The 21,743-nt window shown below is 51.4% G+C and carries 18 protein-coding genes; 4 read left to right on the top strand and 14 right to left on the bottom strand.

What is annotated here, in order from left to right; translation table 11 throughout:
• Positions 1-3: 3 nt before the first annotated feature.
• From carA to ribF, 7 genes are all read right to left on the bottom strand, one after another.
• Positions 4-1,152, bottom strand: coding sequence for a glutamine-hydrolyzing carbamoyl-phosphate synthase small subunit (gene carA, locus ACIPUG_RS06980; RefSeq protein ID WP_010306691.1), 1,149 nt, complete (start codon positions 1,150-1,152; stop codon positions 4-6).
• Between the two features lie 445 nt (positions 1,153-1,597).
• Entirely contained in the window at positions 1,598-2,419 is an 822-nt protein-coding gene (dapB, locus tag ACIPUG_RS06975) for a 4-hydroxy-tetrahydrodipicolinate reductase (RefSeq protein WP_110162374.1), read from the bottom strand.
• Positions 2,420-2,885: 466 nt separating this feature from the next.
• Positions 2,886-3,836 (bottom strand): 4-hydroxy-3-methylbut-2-enyl diphosphate reductase, encoded by a 951-nt coding sequence (ispH, locus tag ACIPUG_RS06970; protein WP_014916702.1) that lies wholly within the window; start codon positions 3,834-3,836, stop codon positions 2,886-2,888.
• On the bottom strand, positions 3,817-4,290 hold the full coding sequence (gene fkpB, locus ACIPUG_RS06965; protein ID WP_010681766.1) for an FKBP-type peptidyl-prolyl cis-trans isomerase: 474 nt from the start codon (positions 4,288-4,290) through the stop codon (positions 3,817-3,819). Before fkpB ends, ispH begins: the two co-directional genes overlap by 20 nt.
• Complete coding sequence (gene lspA / locus ACIPUG_RS06960) at positions 4,290-4,805, bottom strand: signal peptidase II (RefSeq protein WP_400338122.1); 516 nt, start codon at positions 4,803-4,805, stop codon at positions 4,290-4,292. The genes fkpB and lspA overlap by 1 nt, the downstream gene beginning before the upstream one ends.
• A complete protein-coding gene (ileS, locus tag ACIPUG_RS06955) occupies positions 4,802-7,615 on the bottom strand; it encodes an isoleucine--tRNA ligase (RefSeq protein ID WP_094371035.1) in 2,814 nt (937 codons plus the stop codon). Before ileS ends, lspA begins: the two co-directional genes overlap by 4 nt.
• 31 nt (positions 7,616-7,646) lie before the next feature.
• Positions 7,647-8,588, bottom strand: coding sequence for a bifunctional riboflavin kinase/FAD synthetase (gene ribF / locus ACIPUG_RS06950; protein WP_014916705.1), 942 nt, complete (start codon positions 8,586-8,588; stop codon positions 7,647-7,649).
• Between the two features lie 425 nt (positions 8,589-9,013).
• Here ribF and rpsT point away from each other — a divergent pair, with 425 nt between their 5' ends.
• Positions 9,014-9,277 carry a 30S ribosomal protein S20 gene (gene rpsT, locus ACIPUG_RS06945; protein ID WP_010681770.1) on the top strand — a complete coding sequence of 88 codons (264 nt, stop codon included), beginning with the start codon at positions 9,014-9,016 and terminating at the stop codon, positions 9,275-9,277.
• A gap of 37 nt (positions 9,278-9,314) precedes the next feature.
• Here the strand turns inward: rpsT and nhaR are convergent, their stop codons facing one another.
• The 4 genes from nhaR to dnaK all read right to left on the bottom strand — a co-directional run bounded on the left by nhaR (position 9,315) and on the right by dnaK (position 14,894).
• Complete coding sequence (gene nhaR, locus ACIPUG_RS06940; protein ID WP_039497977.1) at positions 9,315-10,229, bottom strand: transcriptional activator NhaR; 915 nt, start codon at positions 10,227-10,229, stop codon at positions 9,315-9,317.
• A 32-nt stretch (positions 10,230-10,261) separates the two neighbouring features.
• The gene (gene nhaA / locus ACIPUG_RS06935; RefSeq protein WP_180789353.1) at positions 10,262-11,458 is read right to left on the bottom strand and encodes a Na+/H+ antiporter NhaA; all 1,197 of its coding nucleotides are present in this window, start codon (positions 11,456-11,458) and stop codon (positions 10,262-10,264) included.
• Between the two features lie 283 nt (positions 11,459-11,741).
• A complete protein-coding gene (gene dnaJ / locus ACIPUG_RS06930) occupies positions 11,742-12,878 on the bottom strand; it encodes a molecular chaperone DnaJ (RefSeq protein WP_014916707.1) in 1,137 nt (378 codons plus the stop codon).
• 108 nt (positions 12,879-12,986) lie between these two features.
• On the bottom strand, positions 12,987-14,894 hold the full coding sequence (gene dnaK / locus ACIPUG_RS06925) for a molecular chaperone DnaK (RefSeq protein WP_014916708.1): 1,908 nt from the start codon (positions 14,892-14,894) through the stop codon (positions 12,987-12,989).
• Between the two features lie 483 nt (positions 14,895-15,377).
• On the opposite strand from dnaK, the gene satP reads away from it, so the two are divergent.
• Complete coding sequence (satP, locus tag ACIPUG_RS06920) at positions 15,378-15,953, top strand: acetate uptake transporter (protein ID WP_005973207.1); 576 nt, start codon at positions 15,378-15,380, stop codon at positions 15,951-15,953.
• A 114-nt stretch (positions 15,954-16,067) separates the two neighbouring features.
• On the opposite strand, the gene ACIPUG_RS06915 is transcribed toward satP, so the two are convergent.
• Together ACIPUG_RS06915 and mog are read right to left on the bottom strand one after the other, a co-directional pair.
• Entirely contained in the window at positions 16,068-17,405 is a 1,338-nt protein-coding gene (locus ACIPUG_RS06915; RefSeq protein WP_039501556.1) for an MFS transporter, read from the bottom strand.
• Between the two features lie 124 nt (positions 17,406-17,529).
• Positions 17,530-18,117: a molybdopterin adenylyltransferase gene (mog, locus tag ACIPUG_RS06910; RefSeq protein WP_014916710.1), complete on the bottom strand. Its 588-nt coding sequence runs from the start codon at positions 18,115-18,117 to the stop codon at positions 17,530-17,532.
• Positions 18,118-18,506: 389 nt separating this feature from the next.
• Here mog and ACIPUG_RS06905 point away from each other — a divergent pair, with 389 nt between their 5' ends.
• The gene (locus tag ACIPUG_RS06905; RefSeq protein ID WP_039497981.1) at positions 18,507-19,595 is read left to right on the top strand and encodes a GGDEF domain-containing protein; all 1,089 of its coding nucleotides are present in this window, start codon (positions 18,507-18,509) and stop codon (positions 19,593-19,595) included.
• 77 nt (positions 19,596-19,672) lie between these two features.
• Here the strand turns inward: ACIPUG_RS06905 and tal are convergent, their stop codons facing one another.
• The gene (gene tal / locus ACIPUG_RS06900) at positions 19,673-20,626 is read right to left on the bottom strand and encodes a transaldolase (RefSeq protein ID WP_205531854.1); all 954 of its coding nucleotides are present in this window, start codon (positions 20,624-20,626) and stop codon (positions 19,673-19,675) included.
• 313 nt (positions 20,627-20,939) lie between these two features.
• Here tal and yaaA point away from each other — a divergent pair, with 313 nt between their 5' ends.
• A complete protein-coding gene (yaaA, locus tag ACIPUG_RS06895; protein ID WP_039501562.1) occupies positions 20,940-21,713 on the top strand; it encodes a peroxide stress protein YaaA in 774 nt (257 codons plus the stop codon).
• Positions 21,714-21,743: the final 30 nt, after the last annotated feature.

Raw genomic sequence — 21,743 nt, 5'->3', positions numbered from 1 at the left:
TGATTATTTAGCTGAAGAACGGTAAGTCTGAATCAAGTCAATAAAGTGGTCGAACAGCGGCGCGGCATCGTGCGGGCCTGGGCTCGCTTCCGGGTGACCCTGGAAGCTGAACGCGGGCTTATCCGTGCGGTGAATCCCTTGAACCGTATGGTCAAACAGGGATTTATGCGTGACGCGCAGCGTGGCAGGCAGATTATTTTCATCAACCGCAAAGCCGTGGTTCTGCGCGGTAATCATCACACAGTTGTTATCCAGATCTTTGACCGGATGGTTGCCACCGTGGTGACCCAGCTTCATTTTGATGGTCTTGGCACCGCTCGCCAGTGCCAGCAGTTGGTGACCCAGACAGATGCCGAATACCGGAATATCCGTTTCCAGGAAGGTTTTGATCGCGCGAATCGCGTAGTCGCACGGTTCCGGGTCTCCCGGGCCGTTAGAGAGGAAAATACCGTCTGGATTCAGCTTCAGTACGTCCTCAGCAGGTGTCTGCGCCGGAACCACCGTCAGGCGGCAGCCGCGATCTACCAGCATACGCAGAATGTTGCGTTTCACACCGTAGTCATAAGCCACAACGTGGTAAGGCAGTTCGCTTTCGTTTTTCGCCGCAGGCAATTCGCCTTCCAGCGTCCAGCTTCCCTGTAGCCAGCTGTAGCTTTCTGCCGTCGTCACTTCTTTTGCCAGATCCATGCCTTTCAGCCCCGGGAAGGCTTTCGCTTTCTCCAGCGCGACGGCAGCATCCGGCGCATCGCCCGCAATGATGCAGCCATTCTGTGCGCCTTTTTCACGCAGCAGACGGGTTAGTTTACGGGTATCGATATCAGCAATGGCGACGATGTTGTTGCGTTTGAGGTATTCAGACAGGCTTTCTTCACTACGGTAGTTGCTGGCAATCAGAGGTAAATCGCGAATAACCAGACCTTGAGCCTGTACAGAGGGGGATTCTTCATCGTTGGCATTGGCGCCGACATTACCGATATGGGGATAAGTGAGAGTGACAATCTGGCGGGAATAGGAAGGATCAGTAAGGATTTCTTGATAACCGGTCATCGACGTATTGAAGACCACTTCCCCCACTGCCGACCCTTCTGCCCCAATGGCCCGACCGTGGAATTGGGTTCCGTCTTCCAGAACCAATAGCGCTGACTTAATCAAAACACCCTCCAAGGAATAAACAATCACGTTATTTGCATATTAATTCAGATCTGAGTCACTAAATCAATGCAAAAACTACCTGTAAGGCCAATTTTTGGCAAATTGGGCGCATTTTAATGATGGTCTTCCTGATTGTCTACCCAAACCGCTTTTTTTCTCTTATTTTTATGCTTTACGAAATAAATAGTGACCCACTGACGTAAAAAACGCTATCAACTTAGATAAGTAAACGGTTGCGAGACAACATCGTTAAAATAAGGATAACAAATCGCCAGCAAAGGGGATTTCGGTAGTCACAAGGAAGAATTACTGCTAAAAAATAGAATAAAAAAAGATAAATAGAAACAATAAGATTTAATTTACCTGAAACATGTAAAAGTAAAGGTGATCATAAAAATAACCACCTTTATCAGTTAGATATAATATTTATATTAAAAATTAAATACTATAAATCATCCAGAGAAAGCACATCTCTCATATCAAAAATCCCACTTTCTTTCGAGCTAATCCAGATAGCAGCTCTTACTGCACCATTAGCAAATGTCATACGGCTGGATGCCTTGTGGGTAATCTCAACGCGCTCGCCAATGTCAGCAAACATCGCCGTATGTTCACCGACAATGTCACCCGCACGCACGGTCGCAAACCCAATGCTTTTCGGATCGCGTTCACCGGTATGGCCTTCACGCGCGTACACGGCACAGGACTTCAGATCGCGTCCCAACGCATCGGCGATCGCTTCGCCCATCGCCAGCGCGGTACCCGATGGCGCATCCACTTTGTGGCGGTGGTGTGCTTCAATAATTTCGATATCAGTATAGTCGCCCATGACCTTGGCCGCTTTTTCCAACAGCTTCAGCATGACATTGACGCCAACGCTGAAGTTCGCCGCAAACACAATTCCAATATCCTGCGCAGCCTGCTTAATCGCCGCTTTCCCTGCGTCATCAAAGCCGGTTGTCCCAATAATCATGCCTTTACGGTGCTGACGGCAAAACGCCAGATGCGCTAGGGTGCCTTCCGGGCGGGTGAAGTCGATCAAAATATCGAAATCATTCTGCACGGCATCCAGACTTTCATTCACGGTAATACCGCTTTTACCCAGCCCGGCGAGTTCACCGGCATCGCTTCCTATCAGAGACGAACCAGAACGTTCCAGCGCCGCGCCCAATACCACGCCGTCCATTTGCTCGATAGCCTGAATCAGCTGGCGTCCCATACGGCCGCCCGCACCTACAACCGCAATACGGATGGATGAATCCTTCATAATGTCTCTCTCTTTTTGATCCTGACGACATAAAAATAACATCAGGTTAACGGGCGCTGCGCACTATCGCCAGCGGATTTACCGCCAGATTAGAAAATACTGTTTGAAGCCGCAGAAAATCAGCAAAACTGTCTAACCACAGACAGCAAAATGGCGCATCAGAGCGATGAAAAGCCGCAAGGTATTTGAAGATAAGCAAAAGTGGTCAAAATTAAACCATATGGCATAACGCATAAAAATTCATTTTTATGCATTAACATTTTCATGGGTGAATAACAGAGAAGAGATATACCCTAAATAATTCGAGTTTCAGGAAGGCGGCAAGCGAAGGCATCCCGATGAGCTTACTCAAGTAAGTGATTCGGGTGAGTGAGCGTAGCCAACGCACATGCAACTTGAAGTATGACGGGTATAAAATGGAAGGGGATAAAAGCGGTAAGGCCAAAGCCCTACCGCAGAAACAGCATTAATCTATCTGTTTGACTTCAACACGCAGTTCTTTCGGCACTTCAAAGACGATGTTTTCTTCACGTCCCTGCATTTCAACAGCCACCTTGCCGCCTAATTCTTTCAGGCGCTGAATCACCTGTTGTACCAAAATATCCGGTGCCGATGCGCCTGCGGTTACCCCAACATGCGAAGCGCCCGCTAGCCATGACTCCTGGATATCTTCCGCTGAATCTATCAGATAAGCCGCTTTCCCCGCGCGCTGTGCTAATTCAGCAAGGCGATTGGAATTTGAGGAGTTTTTAGAGCCGACGACAAAAACGACATCCGCCTTATCCGACAAGTGGCGAACGGCTTCCTGACGATTGGTCGTGGCATAGCAGATGTCATCTTTACGCGGGCCGACGATCTGCGGGAAACGCTCACGCAATGCATCAATCACCGCATAGGTATCATCAACAGAAAGCGTGGTCTGCGTCATAAAACACAGATTGCTTTCGTCTTTTACCTGTAGCTGCCAGACATCCTCAGGGGATTCCACCAGATACATGCCGCCGTCCGCATTGCTGTATTGCCCCATCGTCCCTTCGACTTCAGGGTGTCCGGCATGCCCGATAAGAATCGCTTCTACGCCTTTCTTACTGGCTCTGGCCACTTCCATATGCACTTTGGTTACCAGCGGACAGGTCGCATCGAATACCGTCAGATCGCGGTTTTTGGCTTCATTACGTACCGCTTGCGAAACGCCATGTGCCGAGAAAATCAGAATCGCACCGTCCGGCACGTCTTCAATCTGCTCAATAAAAATCGCACCACGTTCGCGTAATCCATTAACCACATAGCGGTTATGTACCACTTCATGACGGACGTAGATCGGCGTACCAAAAAGCTCCAGCGCACGTTCCACAATGCTGATAGCCCGATCGACACCGGCACAAAAGCCGCGCGGATTAGCCAGCAGGATCTGCATGTGTCACCTCCTGTTGTACGGGATCGATATCCAGCACTTCAAGATCGAAGGTTATCGCCTGGCCGGACAGAGGATGGTTGAAATCCACGGTGACCGACTCTTCGGTCACATCGCGGATAATCCCCGGCATATCATTTCCGGCAACACCGCTGAACAGCATGATGGTGCCGACTTCCGGCACGCCGGTCTGGGCGAAATCACGACGCAGGAAGAACTGGATCAGGTTCGGATTGGTCGGCCCAAAGGCCGACTCCGGCGGTAGCGTAAACTTGCGTTTATCGCCACGCTTTAATCCCAACAGATGTTGCTCCAACGCGTCAGACAGGCTGCCGTCGCCAAGGCGAAACAGCGCTGGTTTGCCGCGCTCACGCGTAGATTCAGCCGCTGAGCCATCCTCTAGCGTCAGAATAAAATGCACCAGCAGCGCGCTGTTATGCTGAACACTCTCGGACATCAGTGACCCTTTTGCTTAACGGTATCAGTATCATCATGCATACTGAAAAAACCTTCCAGTACGATGAGTGCCGCACCAATACAGATAGCGGTATCGGCAAGGTTAAACGTGGCGAAATGCCAATCACCGACATAGAAGTCGATGAAATCGACAACAAATCCGTGCCATGTCCGGTCGAACAGATTGCCCAGTGCGCCGCCGATAATCAACGAATACGCAATGTTATTGAGCCGCTGTTTGACGCTGCCACGGTACATCATCACCAGCAGTGCAACCACGATAGCAATCGCGATGCCAGCAAAGAACCAGCGTTGCCAACCGCCTTTATCCGCCAGGAAGCTGAATGCTGCGCCGTAGTTACGGGCGTAATGCAGATTCAGAGAAGGCATCACTGGCACCGTATCTCCCAGCGCAAAGTGGGCAAGGATCCACTGCTTGCTGCCAAGATCGACAATTAAAACCAGTATCGCCAGCCAGAGCCAGCGCAGTCCACTCGAACAGATCTTATTCATCAGACAAATTTACGCTCTTCGCCGTTACCGCCCACGTTAGTCGCACAGCGACCACAAACTTCAGGATGCTCGGCATTGCTACCGATATCCGTCTCGTAATGCCAGCAGCGTGGGCACTTGTGCCCTTCTGCCTCACTTAAGGCAATTTTCAGTCCGGTGAGTTCCGTTGCCTGCGCGTTATCCGGCGCATTTTCATAACGTTCCACCTGCGCTTTTGACGTCAACAGCGCAAAGTGCAGTTCCTGACGTAGCTGATTCAACTTACCCGCCAGATTGGCATCGGCGTACAGCGTAACGGAGGCTTCCAGCGATCCACCGATACGTTTGTCATTACGCGCCTGCTCAATGACTTTGTTCACTTCGCTACGCACTTTCAGAACATCTGTCCAGAACGCATCGTTCATGGTTTCTGCGCTATCCAGCGCGAACAGACCGTCATACCACTCTTCGGTAAAGACGTACTGCGCACGCTCGCCCGGCAGGTAGTTCCAGATCTCATCCGCGGTGAAAGACATAATCGGTGCCATCCAACGCACCAGCGCTTCTGAGATATGGTACAGCGCAGTCTGGCAGCTACGGCGCGCCACGCTGTCGCCTTTTGCCGTGTACTGACGATCTTTAATGATATCCAGATAGAACGAACCCATTTCAATCGAGCAGAACTGCATTAGACGCTGTACGACGCGGTGGAAATCATAGCTTTCATACGCTTCGAGGATCTCTTCCTGTGCCGCTTTCGCACAGCCGACCGCCCAGCGATCCAGCACAACCATGTCTTCTGGTTTCACCATATGCTGCTGTGGATCAAACCCATTCAGGTTCGCCAACAGGAAACGCGCGGTGTTACGGATACGGCGATAGGCATCGGCGGAACGCTTCAGAATCTCATCGGATACCGCGATTTCACCGGAGTAATCCGTTGAACCGATCCACAGACGCAGAATGTCGGCACCGAGTTTGTTCATCACGTCCTGCGGGCTGACGGTATTCCCGATCGATTTGGACATCTTGCGGCCCTGACCATCAACGGTGAAACCGTGGGTCAGCACCTGACGGTAAGGCGCTTTGCCTTTGATCGCCGTAGAGATCATCAGGGAAGACATGAACCAGCCACGATGCTGGTCGGAACCTTCCAAATACATATCCGCCGCGTGACCGCCGAATTCAGGGCGTACATCCACGACAGACGCGTGCGTTGATCCAGAATCGAACCACACGTCCAGCGTGTCCGGCACTTTGACGTAGTTATCCGCGTCTGCGCCCAGCACATCGGCCGGATCGAGATCCCACCATGCCTGAATGCCATCGGCTTCAACACGTTTCGCTACCGCTTCAATCAGCTCAGCGGTGCGCGGATGCAGCTCTTCCGTCTCTTTGTGGACAAACAGCGACATCGGCACGCCCCAGGTACGCTGACGGGAGATACACCAGTCAGGGCGGTTGGCGACCATCGCTTCGATACGCGCCTGGCCCCAATCCGGGATCCACTGCACGCCTTTGATTTCAGACAGCGACTGCTTACGCAGGCCTTTCTGATCCATGCTGACAAACCATTGTGGCGTCGCACGGAAAATGATCGGCGACTTGTGACGCCAGCAGCACGGATAGCTGTGCTGCAATTTCTCTACGTGCAGCAACATGCCTTTTTCACGCAGGATTTCAACGATCAGGTCGTTGGCTTTGAAAACGAATTTGCCATCCAGTTCAGGATAGGTGCCGCTCAGGTAGCAGCCGTTCGGCCCCACCGGGTTGGCGATTTCCAGATTATATTTCTGACTGATCACATAGTCGTCAGGGCCGTGGCCACCGGCGGTATGCACCGCACCGGTACCCGCATCCAGCGTGACGTGCTCGCCCAGAATAGCCGGTACGTCAAAGCCCAGGAACGGATGTTTGAAACGCAGCAGCTCAAGATCTGCGCCTTTACAGTTGCCCAGCACTGTCCACTGCGTCACGCCGACGCGTTTCATCACGCTTTCAACCAGATCGGCCGCCAGAATCAGCGCCTGACCGTCAATCTGCACCAGCTGATAATCGAATTCCGCATTCAGTGAGATCGCACGGTTTGCTGGCAGCGTCCACGGCGTGGTCGTCCAGATCACCAGCGAAACAGGGCCGTCTACGCTACTCACGCCAAATTTGGCTAATACCGCAGCCACATCGCTGGCGTTAAACGCGACATCAATGGACGGAGAGGTTTTGTCGTAATACTCAACTTCCGCTTCCGCCAGCGCGGAACCACAGTCGGCACACCAGTGAACCGGCTTAGCACCCTTGTGTAAGTGGCCGTTTTCAATGATGCGGCCCAGCGCACGGATGATGTTCGCTTCGGTTTTGAAATCCATCGTCAGGTAAGGACGATCCCAGTCGCCCAGCACGCCGAGACGAATAAAGTCGGCTTTCTGACCGGCAACCTGCTCTGCCGCATATTTACGGCACTCCGCACGGAATTCTGCGGCGCTGACTTTCTCACCCGGCTTACCGATCAGCTGTTCTACTTTCAGCTCAATCGGCAGACCATGGCAGTCCCAGCCCGGCACGTACGGGGAATCGTAGCCAGACAGACCTTTTGATTTAACAATAATATCTTTCAGAATCTTGTTAACTGAGTGACCAATGTGAATGCTGCCGTTTGCGTACGGAGGGCCATCGTGCAGAATGAAGGTCTTCTTTCCCTTCTTCGCATTGCGAATAATCCCGTACAGATCCTGCTCATACCAACGTTTCAGCATGTCAGGTTCGCGCTTGGCCAGATCGCCACGCATCGGGAACCCTGTTTCCGGCAAGTTCAGGGTAGTCTTATAGTCACTCATTAGATTCTCGATTTCGTTTCGGCTAGAAAAATTAAACCGGTGTCTTTAACCCGAAGAACGTCCGGGCTGTCACCACATCATCGGCGATTTGCTGTTTTAACGCATCGAGCGAAGCAAAACGCTGTTCATTACGGATCTTTTTACGCAGTACGACTTCAATATGACGACCATAGAGGTTCATCGTCACGTCTAGCAAATGCACTTCAAGCTGCTGGCGTTTGTCACCGTTTACGGTCGGACGCGTGCCAATGTTGGCAACGCCCGGTAGCGGTTCTTGCCCTAGCCCATAAACGCTGACGGCATACACGCCGCTAACAGGCGAAACCTGACGTTTCAGCGGCAGGTTGGCGGTAGGGAACCCAATGGTTCGCCCCAATGCTTTGCCATGTTCCACACGCCCGGAAATGCTGTAAGGATGGCCCAACAGACTTTCTGCCAGCTCAAGTTCATCACGACTGAGCGCTTCACGTACGGCAGTGCTGCTAACCCGTTTGCCGCCATTACAGAACGAATCGGTGCTGATGACATCAAATCCCGACTCACGTCCAGCCTTCTGTAATAACAGGAAATCTCCCTGACGACCAGCCCCGAAGCGGAAGTCATCTCCCACCACCAGAAACTTCACGCCCAATTTTTTCACCAGCAGGGAAGAAACGAACGTCTCAGCATCGTTGGCGGCAAAACGTGCGTCGAATCTGACGCACAACAGATAATCCACGCCGGCCTGCGCCAGATATTTCACCTTGTCACGCAGACGCGTCAGACGGGCGGGCGCTTTTTCCGCAGCGAAGAGTTCCAGCGGCTGTGGTTCAAAAATCATGACCATCACCGGCAGCCCACGAGCGCGACCTTCCTGCTTCAGTCGTTCAAGCAGCATTTGGTGTCCGAGGTGCACGCCGTCAAAATTACCAATAGTGAGCACACAGCCGTAATGGTGTGCCCGAAGATTGTGTATACCGCGAATTAGCTGCATGGCTGGCCCAGAACAAAGGGTTAATATTATGGAAATCGGCGGATTATACCTTGTACAGCGAGTAAGGTTAACCCGCGATTCGCGCCTTTTGCAGCCACCTTGTAAATCGTGCCAGTATTTGCACGATTTTTAGCTGAATCATCGATGGATGACGCCTATACGCAGAATATCCAGACGGCGGACGGCACATGCAATCCGACTTTACCGATGACAGACAGGGTTTTATCAAATTCAGGATGAATTTATGATGCGAAAAGCTGTATTCCACCGCGTGAAGCTGCTAAAATCCTGCGCCATCACAACGTAACAAGTGTCGACGTACAAACGACGCTTATTTGCACAAATCCATTGACAAACGAAGGCTAAACGAGCATATTCCACGGCCTTTGAATTGTCCTCGATTGAATATATTTGGGAGTTGGACCTTGGCTAATATCAAATCAGCTAAGAAACGCGCCGTACAATCTGAGAAGCGCCGTAAGCATAACGCAAGCCGTCGCTCAATGATGCGTACTTTCATCAAGAAAGTATACGCGGCGATCGCTACTGGCGATAAAGAAGCGGCACAGAAAGCATTTAATGACATGCAACCGATCGTGGATCGTCAGGCTGGTAAAGGCCTGATCCACAAGAACAAAGCTGCACGTCATAAATCCAATCTGGTTGCGCGCATCAACGCCATGCAATAATCACGCATCTGCGTGTTGTTGCTAAGAAAAAACCGGCCTAGGCCGGTTTTTTTGTGTCTGTGGTATCACAGAAGAGCGCTGAAAAATCCGCGTTACAGACGCGCTGCACCGCCGGATGTTGGATCATTCTGGCCGCAAAAATCGCATAATACTCATCCTGAATGTTCTCGATCCTACCGATCTCAACGATATCGCCCTGCTGGTAGATTTCATTGGCATACAGCGACGGTGCAACGAAAATCGCGTCGTTATTAATGCCGAACGCGGTCATCAGCGCCGCATCATCAAACTCGCCCAAAATAGTCGCCTGAATATTCTGCGCCGTAAACCAGTTCAATAGTTTCCGTCCCAGCATGGTTCGCCGCCCGGGAATCAGCAGCTTACGTTGTTCAAGGCAGGCGGGAAAAGGCTGCTCAGGCTGCGGACGTTTACAATAAAAACTCACACCACATTCGCCCAGCTTGATTGAAAACAGCCCTTCCTGCTGCGTCGAATCCACCGGACAATCTGACAGAATCATATCCAGCTTATGCTGACTCAACTGCTCTAGCAGCATTTCGTGCGTCGACTCAAAACAACGTAAATGGATATGTTCCTGTTCCGTTACGACCGTTTCCAGCACCCTGCTCACCAGCCGTTTGGACAGCGCATCAGCCACGCCGACATCGAATAACAGGTTCGATTCTTTGCGGTAGTTCACAATATCCAACATTTCCTGGCTAAGCTGGAACATGCTATCCGCATAGCGAAAAACAAGCTGTCCCAGCTCCGTCGGTTCCAACCCTCGTCCCTTACGCTTGAAGAGCTTGCCCTGTAAACGCTCTTCCAGGCATTTGATTTGCCCGGTAATAGTCTGCGGCGTTAAGAACAGCGTCTCTGCCGCACCCGCAACGGATCCCGACTTATAAACCTGCCAGAAATAATAGAGATGATTAAAATTCAAATGAGACACACCCGCCCCCTCTTCGCGCCTCCGGCATAGCATCAACCCTTACACGGTTGCATCACCTTGTCCAGCGTAGGCAACACGACGCGTAGTGCCAGATAGCCAAGCAGCGCAGCCAGCCCCGATGCCAGCAGAATTCCCAGCTTGGCATAGGTAATCAATTCCGCATCGCCGCCGGAGAAGGCCAGTAGCGTAATGAATATCGACATGGTAAAACCGATGCCGCACAGCACTGACACCGCTACAATCTGGCTAAAATGAACACCAGCGGGCAGACGCGCGTAGCCCAGTCGGATAGTTAGCCAGCTGAACAAGGTAATGCCCAGCGGTTTACCAATCAGCAATCCAGCGGCAATGCCAAGGCTCAAAGGGGAAAATAGTTTTTCCAGCACAATCCCCTGCAATACAATGCCTGCGTTAGCGAAGGCAAACAGCGGGATAATCAGAAACGCGACCCACGTTTGTAAGCCATGTTCCAGCGTGGTTGCCGGAGAAGATTCGCCGTTGGACGTACGTAAAGGAATAAAGAATCCGACAATCACTCCCGCCAGCGTTGCATGAACGCCACATTTCAGGATGCAAACCCACAAGACGATCCCCACAAGCAAATAGGCGGAGGTTTTACCAACCTGCTGCCTGTTCATATAGGCCAGTGCCGCAATCGCCAGCACCGCCCCACCCAGTGCGGGCCAGAAGATCTGCTGCGTATAAAACAGAGCGATGATCAGGATCGCTCCCAGATCGTCAATGATCGCCAGCGCCAGCAGGAAGACTTTCAGCCCCGCGGGAACCCGCTTGCCCAATAGCGTCAGCACGCCAATGGCGAACGCGATATCTGTCGCGGCGGGAATCGCCCAGCCAGCGCGCGTCGCCTCATCATTGCCGTTGAAAAGCAGAAAGAGCAAGGCAGGAAACATCATTCCGCCTACCGCAGCCGCCAATGGCAACATCGCCTGCTGGCGACTGGCTAACGTGCCTTCAACGAGCTCGCGTTTCACTTCCAGGCCAATCAGCAGGAAGAAAATTGCCATCAGCCCATCGTTAATCCACAGCAGCAGATTCTTATTGATTTCCAGTGCGCCAAACCGCATTTCCACTGGCATCATCAGGAATTGTTGATAGCCAGCAGCGGTCACAGACCAGTTGGCAAACGCGATTGCCAAAACCGTTGTCATCATTAGCATCACACCCGCGGCGGCATCCAATCCAATAAAGCGACGAATCATTGTTATCATTGACTTAATCTCCCATGAGGCACGAACGCCAATACCGTACGTTCGCTTTCTTACTGGCAAGATTACGTGACCTAACCACTCGTTAAAAGCAGATTAAAACTGGCTTAATCATCGTAAAAAACGATCTATTGAATTGAGGCTATCGAGAGAAGGGAATAAAAAATGTTGGGAGCGTTTTTCAACGTTGCACAGCAACGGCCGCAAGATGACGGACGGATGTCAATCATAAAAAAACCGGCAGGTTTACCCCACCGGTTTCTTATCACGCGTTAACGACAAATCATTAACGGGTTAAATCATCGAAAAATTTCTTCACGCCATCGAAAAAGTTTTTCGAGCGTGGGCTATTTCTCTCGCCAGACGGGCCACCGAAGCTCTCATCGAGTTCTTGCAGCAGTTGTCTTTGACGCTCGTTCAGGTTAACCGGCGTTTCTACAACCACACGGCACAGCAGATCGCCCTGCGCACCGCCACGTACCGATTTAACGCCCTTGCCACGCATACGGAACAGTTTCCCAGTTTGCGTTTCCGCAGGCACTTTCAGCTTCACGCGGCCATCCAGCGTAGGAACTTCAATCTCGCCACCTAATGCTGCCATCGCAAAATTGATCGGCACTTCGCAGTACAGATTGTTTTCTTCACGCTGGAAGATCGGGTGCGCTTTAACCTGCACCTGAACGTACAAATCACCTGACGGTGCACCGTGCTCACCCGCTTCGCCTTCACCAGACAAACGGATACGGTCGCCCGTGTCCACACCCGCCGGAATTTTCACCGACAGCGTTTTGCTCTTCTCTACGCGACCATGACCGTGACATTTGACGCACGGATCTTTAATGATCTTACCGCGACCATGACAGTGCGGACACGCTTGCTGCACGGTAAAGAAGCCCTGACGCATCTGAACCTGGCCGTTCCCATGACAGGTTGGACAGGTAATCGGGGAGCTACCCGGCTTCGCGCCGTTACCGTGGCACACATCACACTCTTCGAGTGCGGGAATACGGATCTCTTTGGTGACGCCACGTACCGCTTCTTCCAGCGTCAACTCCATGTTGTAGCGTAAATCGGATCCACGGCTCGCGCGCTGACGGCGACCGCCGCCAAAGATGTCTCCGAACACGTCGCCAAAAATATCACCAAAATCGGCACCGCCGCCGCCAAAGCCACCGCCGCCTCCGCCCATACCACCTTGCTCAAACGCCGCGTGACCGTACTGATCGTAGGCTGCACGTTTTTGCGAATCGATAAGGATTTCGTAGGCTTCTTTGATCTCTTTGAACTTGGCTTCTGCCTCGCTATCACCAGGATTACGATCCGGGTGGTACTTCATCGCCAGACGCTTGTAGGCTTTCTTTATTTCGCGCTCATCTGCGTTTTTAGCAACGCCCAGGCTTTCGTAATAATCTTGCTTCGCCATTTCTTTTCCTGCCCCTCAACATGCGTGCACGGGCGCAGAGTTTCCTCGACGCCCGTGCTGATTGCCAGCAGTAGCCTTGTGGCTGCTACTGCGCCCGCTCAAGGGCGATTACTTTTTATCTTTGACTTCTTCAAACTCAGCATCGACGACATCGTCGTCGCGACGAGCAGAAGCATCATCAGCGGCACCTTCAGCACCTGGCTGTGGCTGAGACGCTTCCAGCAGCTTGCCGGAAACCTGAACCAGCGCCTGAATTTTCGCTTCGATGTCTGCTTTGTCTTCGCCTTTCAGCGCGCTTTCCAGCGCTTTCAGTGCATCGTCAATGGCAGTTTTATCATCAGCGGCCAGTTTGTCGCCCACTTCTTCCAGCTGCTTACGCGTGCTGTGCAGCAGGTGATCGCCCTGGTTACGCGCCTGAACCAGCTCTTCAAACTTACGGTCAGATTCCGCATTTGCTTCTGCGTCACGTACCATTTTCTGGATTTCTTCTTCGTTCAAACCAGAAGACGCCTTGATGGTGATTTTCTGCTCACGACCGCTGTTTTTGTCTTTCGCGGAAACGTGCAGGATACCGTCAGCATCGATGTCAAAAGTTACTTCGATCTGTGGCATACCGCGCGGTGCAGCCTGAATACCATCCAGGTTAAACTGACCCAGAGATTTGTTATCGTGCGAACGCTTACGCTCACCCTGCAGAACATGGATCGTTACCGCAGACTGGTTGTCTTCCGCCGTCGAGAACACCTGACTGTGTTTAGTCGGGATCGTCGTATTTTTGGCGATCAGCGGAGTCATCACGCCACCCATCGTTTCGATACCCAGAGACAGTGGGGTTACGTCCAGCAGCAGAACGTCTTTCACGTCACCCGACAAGACACCACCCTGAACCGCAGCACCGATAGCAACCGCTTCGTCCGGGTTCACGTCTTTACGTGGCTCTTTACCGAAGAAGTCAGCAACTTTCTTCTGTACCAGAGGCATACGCGTCTGACCACCAACCAGAATCACGTCCTGAATTTCAGAAACGGACAGGCCAGCATCCTGCAACGCCACTTTCAGCGGCTCCAGAGAACGGTTCACCAGCTCTTCTACCAGTGATTCCAGTTTCGCACGCGTCACTTTGATGTTCAGGTGCTTAGGACCGGTCGCGTCTGCCGTGATGTACGGCAGATTAACGTCGGTCTGCTGAGCAGAAGACAGCTCGATCTTGGCTTTTTCTGCCGCTTCTTTCAGACGCTGCATCGCCAGTGGATCGTTGCGCAGGTCGAAACCTTGCTCTTTCTTAAATTCGTCAACCAGATAGTTGATCAGACGGCTATCGAAGTCTTCACCACCCAGATGGGTGTCACCGTTGGTTGCCAGAACTTCAAAGGTTTTTTCGCCATCAACTTCGTCGATTTCGATGATAGAAATATCGAACGTACCGCCGCCCAGGTCGTAAACCGCGATAGTGCGGTTGCCAACTTCTTTATCCAGACCGTACGCCAGCGCTGCCGCCGTCGGTTCGTTGATGATACGTTTGACTTCCAGACCCGCGATACGGCCGGCGTCTTTGGTTGCCTGACGCTGCGCATCGTTGAAGTAAGCTGGTACGGTGATAACCGCTTCGGTGATCGTCTCACCCAGATAGTCTTCCGCCGTCTTCTTCATTTTTTTCAGCACTTCAGCTGAAATCTGCGGCGGAGCCATTTTCTGATCTTTCACTTCCAGCCACGCATCGCCATTATCTGCCGCGATAATTTTGTACGGCATGATGTTGGCATCGCGCTGAACTTCTTCGTCTTTGAAACGACGGCCAATCAGGCGCTTGATAGCAAACAGTGTATTTTTCGGGTTGGTCACTGCCTGACGTTTAGCCGGTTGGCCAACCAGAGTTTCACCGTCTTGCGTATAAGCAATGATTGAAGGCGTGGTGCGATCGCCTTCGCTATTTTCCAGTACTTTTACCTGAGTACCGTCAATAATCGCGACACAAGAGTTGGTTGTACCCAGGTCGATACCAATAATCTTACCCATCTAAACATCTCCACTAAAAAGTCATATTCGGTATGGTGGTTAAACCTACTGTGCGGGCGAAATGTCGTTTTTCAACAAGATTTCTCGTTTTTCCAACGACACACCCTCGTTTTCATCAGCAGCACACGTTTCATTTTCATGCTAACCACCGATGTAACGGCCCGACACACGCCTTTGCGGCAGGTCAAACTGTTTCGGTTGGAAATAAGATGGGGCCAACATTTCTATCATCAAGGGGGGAAGATGAAAAAAAATGACCTTTATCCCTCGTACGATCAAACTATTCTGCCTTCCCCATGTTGTGTCCGTTCCAAACGCCCGATATGATGCCGCGCCCGCCGCAGAAATGGGGACATTTCCCTACATAATGGCGGGCAATAACACCTAAACGACACCTATCCCAACGTGATTGGCGCACTCGCTAACCTTAATGCCGCGCCCGACGCGAAGGGACTATTAATAATCTGTTATTGCAGAGGATTTATGAGCACGAACACGTTGGCAAATCCTGGTCCATTAGGACTGATGGGCTTCGGGATGACCACTATTCTGTTGAACCTGCACAACGCAGGCTTTTTCCCACTTTCTTCCATCATTCTCAGCATGGGTATTTTCTACGGCGGTATTGCCCAGATTCTGGCTGGCCTGCTGGAATATAAAAAAGGGAATACGTTTGGCGTGACCGCATTTACGTCTTATGGCGCATTCTGGCTGACGCTGGTTGCCATTCTCGTATTGCCAAAAATGGGTCTGGCGGAAGCCAGCGACGCGCAGTTCCTTGGCGTGTTCCTTGGTCTGTGGGGCGTCTTCACGCTGTTTATGTTCTTCGGCACCTTCGGCACTAACCGCGCCCTGCAATTTGTCTTCGGCAGCCTGACCGTGCTGTTTGCGCTGCTGGCCGTAGGCAACTTTACCGGCAACCACGCCCTGCTGACCTTCGCGGGTTACGAAGGCATCATCTGTGGCGCTAGCGCGATTTATCTGGCGATGGCTGAAGTGCTGAACGAGAAGTTTGGCCGCACCGTACTGCCAATTGGTGCTCGTGGCGCGTCTCACTAAGTTCTGACGCCATACCCGTACCGACGCAATCCTGCGTTCCATGCAAACGAGCCCTGTCAGGTTGACAGGGCTCGTTTGTTTTTGATGCCGCGCTATTTTTTGATAATAGCGTGCTTAAACTTCGACGGGCGAACGATCGCGCGCGTCGCTATCGGCCGAAGCATGCGAGTCCGCATCCAGATCGCGCTGCAAATAAATCCCCAGCAGCAGCCCTACCGCAGCTAGCGTCAGAACATAGAAGGCAGGCGCCATCGGCGTCGCCTTCATAATCAGCGTCACGAAGACGGGCGTCAGGCCACCGAAAATGGCGTAGGAAACGTTGTAGGAAAAAGAAATCCCGGAGAACCGCACCGCCGCCGGGAATGCCCGCACCATGACATACGGTACGCCGCCCACCACACCAACGCTGAGCCCCACAATCGCATAGCTGACAAAGAGCAACGTCGTACTGCTTGCTGCCGAGCTATAAAAGAACCAGCTACAGGCAGCCAGCAACAGGCTACCCACAATGAACAGCTTGCTCGCACCGAAGCGGTCAACCAGCAGCCCCGCGCCGACGCAGCCCACCATCAGAGCAATCGTTGCCAGACAGTTCGCCTGCAATGCCAGCGCGGCAGGAATGCCGTGGACTTTTTGCAGGTAGGTCGGTGCCATCAGAATAACGACGACAATGCACGCAGACAGCAGCCAGGTCAGCAGCATTGAAACTACAACCGCGCGTTTATGATTTAAGACGACAGATTTCAGCGGCAGCTCTTCCGCCAGCTTTTTCTGCTCACGCATCTCCATAAAAATGGGGGTTTCCTGCAACCAGCGACGCAGATACATGGCGACAAGACCGAATACCCCGCCAATAAAGAACGGCAAACGCCAGCCGCCGCCAGACATCTGCTCTGGCGTGAGCACCGTGTTCAGCAGCGTCGCAATCAGCGAGCCCAGCAGGATCCCCATCGTTAAGCCGGCAGTCAACGTACCGCAGGCAAACCCAATACGGGCGCGAGGCACATGCTCCGCAACGAAGACCCATGCACCAGGGACTTCCCCACCGATTGCGGCACCTTGCAGCACACGCATTAACAGCAGTAAAAGTGGTGCCGCAATACCAATAGCTTCATAGGTTGGCAGCAAGCCCATTGCCAGCGTCGGTAACGCCATCAGCAATATGCTCAGGCTGAACATTTTCTTACGTCCGCTCTTATCGCCAAAGTGGGCCATGATGATGCCCCCAAGCGGGCGGGCCAGATAGCCTGCGGCGAAAATACCGAAAGTCTGTACCTGCCGCAGCCATTCAGGGATATCGGGTGGGAAAAAGAGATCGCCAATCACGGCGGCAAAGAAGACGAAAATAATAAAATCGTAAAACTCTAACGCGCCACCCAGCGCAGCCAGAGACAGCGTTTTATAGTCCTGCCGGTTCAACCGGCGAGGATGGGCGTGTTGGTCCTGAGTCATAAGTTACCGTGCATTGCCAGAGTGAGAAAGAAACATCACCGCAGTGTGTAAAGTAGAAATTACTATATCGGCAAAATTTTTATACACCAGCAAAGCTGAATCTTATGTTTCAAATCGCCTAACTTCAGTTTTTTATTTCGCGCACGGCATTTTTAGGGCGAAAAGCTGCTACCACATCCGCATTGGTTTCAATATAAGGGCCTTCCAGCAACTGGATACAATACGGTACGCTGGCAAAAATACCGGCGACAACGACCTTGCCATCTGCATCTTTTAAACCTTCCAGCGTTTCCTTAATCGACTTGGGTTGCCCTGGAAGATTAAGAATCAGCGCCTGTTTACGCAGCACGCCCACCTGACGGGAAAGGATCGCGGTAGGAACAAAGCGCAGGCTGATCTGACGCATTTGTTCGCCAAACCCCGGCATTTCTCGATCGGCAACGGCCATCGTGGCATCCGGCGTGACATCACGACGTGCAGGCCCCGTTCCCCCGGTTGTCAGCACCAGATGACAGCCGCGTTCATCAACCAGTTCACACAGCGTTTGTTCAATCATCGGCTGTTCATCCGGCACCAGCCGGGTTTCCACTTCAAAAGGCGTGGTCAACGCGCTGCGGAGCCAGGATTCCAGCTCTGGGATGCCTTTATCCTGATAAATCCCGCCGGAAGCACGATCGGATACGGAAACCAAGCCAATACGCAATACGTTCATAAGCACCTCAGTTTAAACAAAACACCAATTTTATCAGGATATTGACGGCTTTTAGCAAACAATTCGCTCTCATGAGGAAATTCACACGACGTTCGTTATTTCACGCTGAGTGCGGTATGACACTTGATAATAATTATTAAATAGCGTCTCAAAAAAAGTCAGGGCATGACTTAAATTAATAATAACGCGGCGCAATTAAAATTTAAGAATAGTAGGCAAATAAAAAAGATCGCTAACCCATTAAGAGCGGGTGAAATACGCCGATAGATTAAAGAGAAAAGGATGATATCCACCACGACAGAGCATCACGTTAAATCAGATCATATGATAAAATTAAAGCACTTCTTTAGTATCACAATAAGTAAAAAAGCCCTATCAAGGAAGTCGTCATGACCGATCTTAAATATAAGATATTAAAGTTATTTTCACACCCCACCTCGGCCTTCTTCCTTTTTGGGTTTATTTCTTTTTTTATCGTTATCTTTCTTACTCATGAAGCAAGCAGAAACGCATGGAAAGTAGAACGGCAGAATCTGGACATCACCATCAAGACATATGAGTCTTATAATGCGGGTGGAGAAGTAACGGAGAGTGATATCACCCGAAAAACGGGTTCCTACATTTCTTCACGGGTGAGAACGTGGGTATTCAATACACGCGACGTTCGTAGCGAATGTATTAATCGATTATCATCGTCTGAGCTTACATTTAATGATATGGCGATTATCCGTGTCTGCCAGAATAAACTGCCATCAATTGGTGAATATGCAGGTAAAGGCAGCCTTACTACCATATTTCCGGTGCTATCGCCTACGGATGAATTATTGGGTATCCGGATTAGAACCACGTCAGAAACGCCTCCTCCTACGTTTTTTTATACACTGACATCCCTTGGTTCCGCGGCCGTCATTCTCAGCGTTGTGCTGCTTTCTGCGATCTTAGGCAGCTTGCTCTCACTTCTGGCAAAAAAGTACCTGATAGAGCTGCCCATCATCGCGCGGTATGACGATCTCACCGGTTATTTGCGGCGAGACGCGTTCTTTCTGGCCGCCAATAAAGCCTTTAGTATCGCTAACCTGACCAAGCGCCCCGTTAGCGTCATTCTGATCGACATCGATTACTTTAAGCAGGTGAATGATAGCTTTGGGCATAGCGTCGGAGATGATGCGTTGAAGTTTGTTGCTGACACCTTCAAGAAATCATTTCGCCGTGAAGATATTTTTGGTCGAATTGGCGGCGATGAATTCGCGATCGTATTACCGAATACCGGGTTAGACGATGCGTACACCATCGTGGACAAAGCAAGAGAACGCGTTAGCGACACGCCTTGTGAAACCACTGCGGGGAAAATCAGGCTAACGGTCAGTATTGGGTTGGTTGAATACTATATCGCTGGGGAAGATCTTAGCGAGGTCATGAAGCGTGCCGATGACAATCTTTATATCGCGAAGAAAACCCGTAACGCGACGGCAAAATAGGCTTTATTCTCTCCACGAGACCAAACTGCAGACAAAAAAATAGCCGGGAATCCCGGCTATTTTCATCAGCAAAATGCTTACAGTAAATCGGCAATCATCTTTTCCAGTTTTTCCTGGTCGATAGCAAACTTACGGATCCCGTCCGCCAGTTTATCAATCGCCATTGGATCCTGGTTGTGCTGCCAGTAGAACTCAGCTTCCGTCATTTTCGCCGGACGAACTTTCACCTCACCGACGTAAGACAGTTTGCGAACGACTTCGCCTTCGCTTTCTGACAGCTCTTTCAGCAGGGCTGGCGCAATCGTCAGGCGATCGCAACCGGCCAGTTCCAGAATCTCACCGACGTTACGGAAGCTTGCGCCCATCACGACGGTTTCATAGCCGTGCTCTTTGTAGTAGTCGTAGATTTCGCTAACGGAAACCACGCCTGGATCTTCATGCGGTGCGAATTCTTTCTTATCGCCATTGGCTTTGTACCAGTCAAGGATACGGCCAACGAACGGTGAAATCAGGAACACGCCCGCTTCAGCACAAGCGCGCGCCTGTGCAAAGGAGAACAGCAGCGTCAGGTTACAGTTGATACCTTCTTTTTCCAACTGCTCCGCCGCGCGGATGCCCTGCCAGGTGGAAGCCAGTTTAATCAGGATACGCTCGTTGCTGATGCCCGCGTCGTTGTACAGCTTGATCAGGTGTTTTGCCTTCGCCACGCTGGCTTCGGTGTCATAAGACAAACGCGCATCCACTTCTGTGGAGATACGGCCAGGGATCAATTTTAAAATTTCGAGACCGATATTGACCGCCAGTTTATCTGTGGCATCCACGACCTGCTGTTTGCGATCGCCGCTCTGCTCACGCGCCCAGGCAATTGCCTCGTCGATCAGCTTGCGGTATTCAGGAATTTGCGCCGCATTAAGAATCAGTGAAGGGTTGGTGGTCGCATCTTGCGGTTGGTACAGTTTCATTGCCGCAATATCGCCGGTATCAGCTACAACCGTGGTCAGTTGGCGTAGGGAAGTCAGTTTATCCGTCATGTTGGCATGTCTCGTTGTTTATACGTGGTGCTCGTGAATGAAAATAGCTCGTATATGAATCGACTTGTTATCTAATCTGGTGGCCGTCTGTTTTGCGCCGAAATCTGATAATAACACGCGCACTTTCCCGTGCAAGCCAGCCTTTTCCCACTCGCCCCTGCAACGGCGGTTACACGCCGATAAGACGCCATATTTTCCCCTTCTCGAACGCGCGAGAACGAGAAAGACGAGGCGTATTATAGCTATCGCCGTTTTCTTACTACGTTCTTGCTATAGTAGAGCCATCAGAAACCAGACCGACAGGACATGGCGCATGCTTATTACTATTTCACCCGCAAAAACGCTCGACTACACCAGTCCTTTGGCAACGACGCGTTATACCCAGCCGGAACTTCTGGACTATTCCAGCCAGTTGATTGATGTGTGTAAAAAACTGACGCCGGCACAGATCGCTTCGCTGATGAGTATCAGCGATAAGCTGGCTGACCTGAACGCAGGCCGCTTTAGCGATTGGCAGCCGGATTTCACACCGGAGAACGCGCGTCAGGCGCTGCTGGCGTTTAAGGGCGACGTCTATACCGGATTGGCCGCAGAAGATTTCAGCGAGGATGACTTCGATTTCGCTCAACAGCATCTGCGTATGCTGTCAGGCCTGTATGGCGTGTTGCGCCCGCTGGATTTGATGCAGCCGTATCGGCTGGAAATGGGCACCAGGCTGGAAAATAAAGCCGGCAAAGATCTCTACAGTTTCTGGGGCGACACCATTACTGAAAAGCTGAATCAGGCGTTGCACGATCAAGGCGACGATGTGCTGGTTAATTTGGCATCGGACGAATATTTCAAAGCCGTTAAACCGAAAAAGCTCAATGCCCGTCTGATCAAGCCCGTTTTCCTGGATGAGAAAAACGGTAAGTTCAAGGTAATCAGCTTCTACGCCAAGAAAGCGCGCGGTCTGATGAGCCGTTTCATTATTCAAAACCGCCTGACTCAACCAGAACAGTTGAAAGCATTTAATCTGGAAGGTTACTTTTTCGAGGCTGCGGACTCTTCAAATGATGAACTGGTATTCAAGCGCCACGAACAGTAAATAAGGTAGTACGATAGGTAAAGAAGATAA

It is taken from the genome of Pectobacterium sp. CHL-2024 (assembly GCF_044751765.1).
Lineage (GTDB): Bacteria > Pseudomonadota > Gammaproteobacteria > Enterobacterales > Enterobacteriaceae > Pectobacterium > Pectobacterium brasiliense.
The sequence above is the reverse complement of the archived record's forward strand: the minus strand, read 5'-3'. Positions and strand labels throughout refer to the sequence as shown.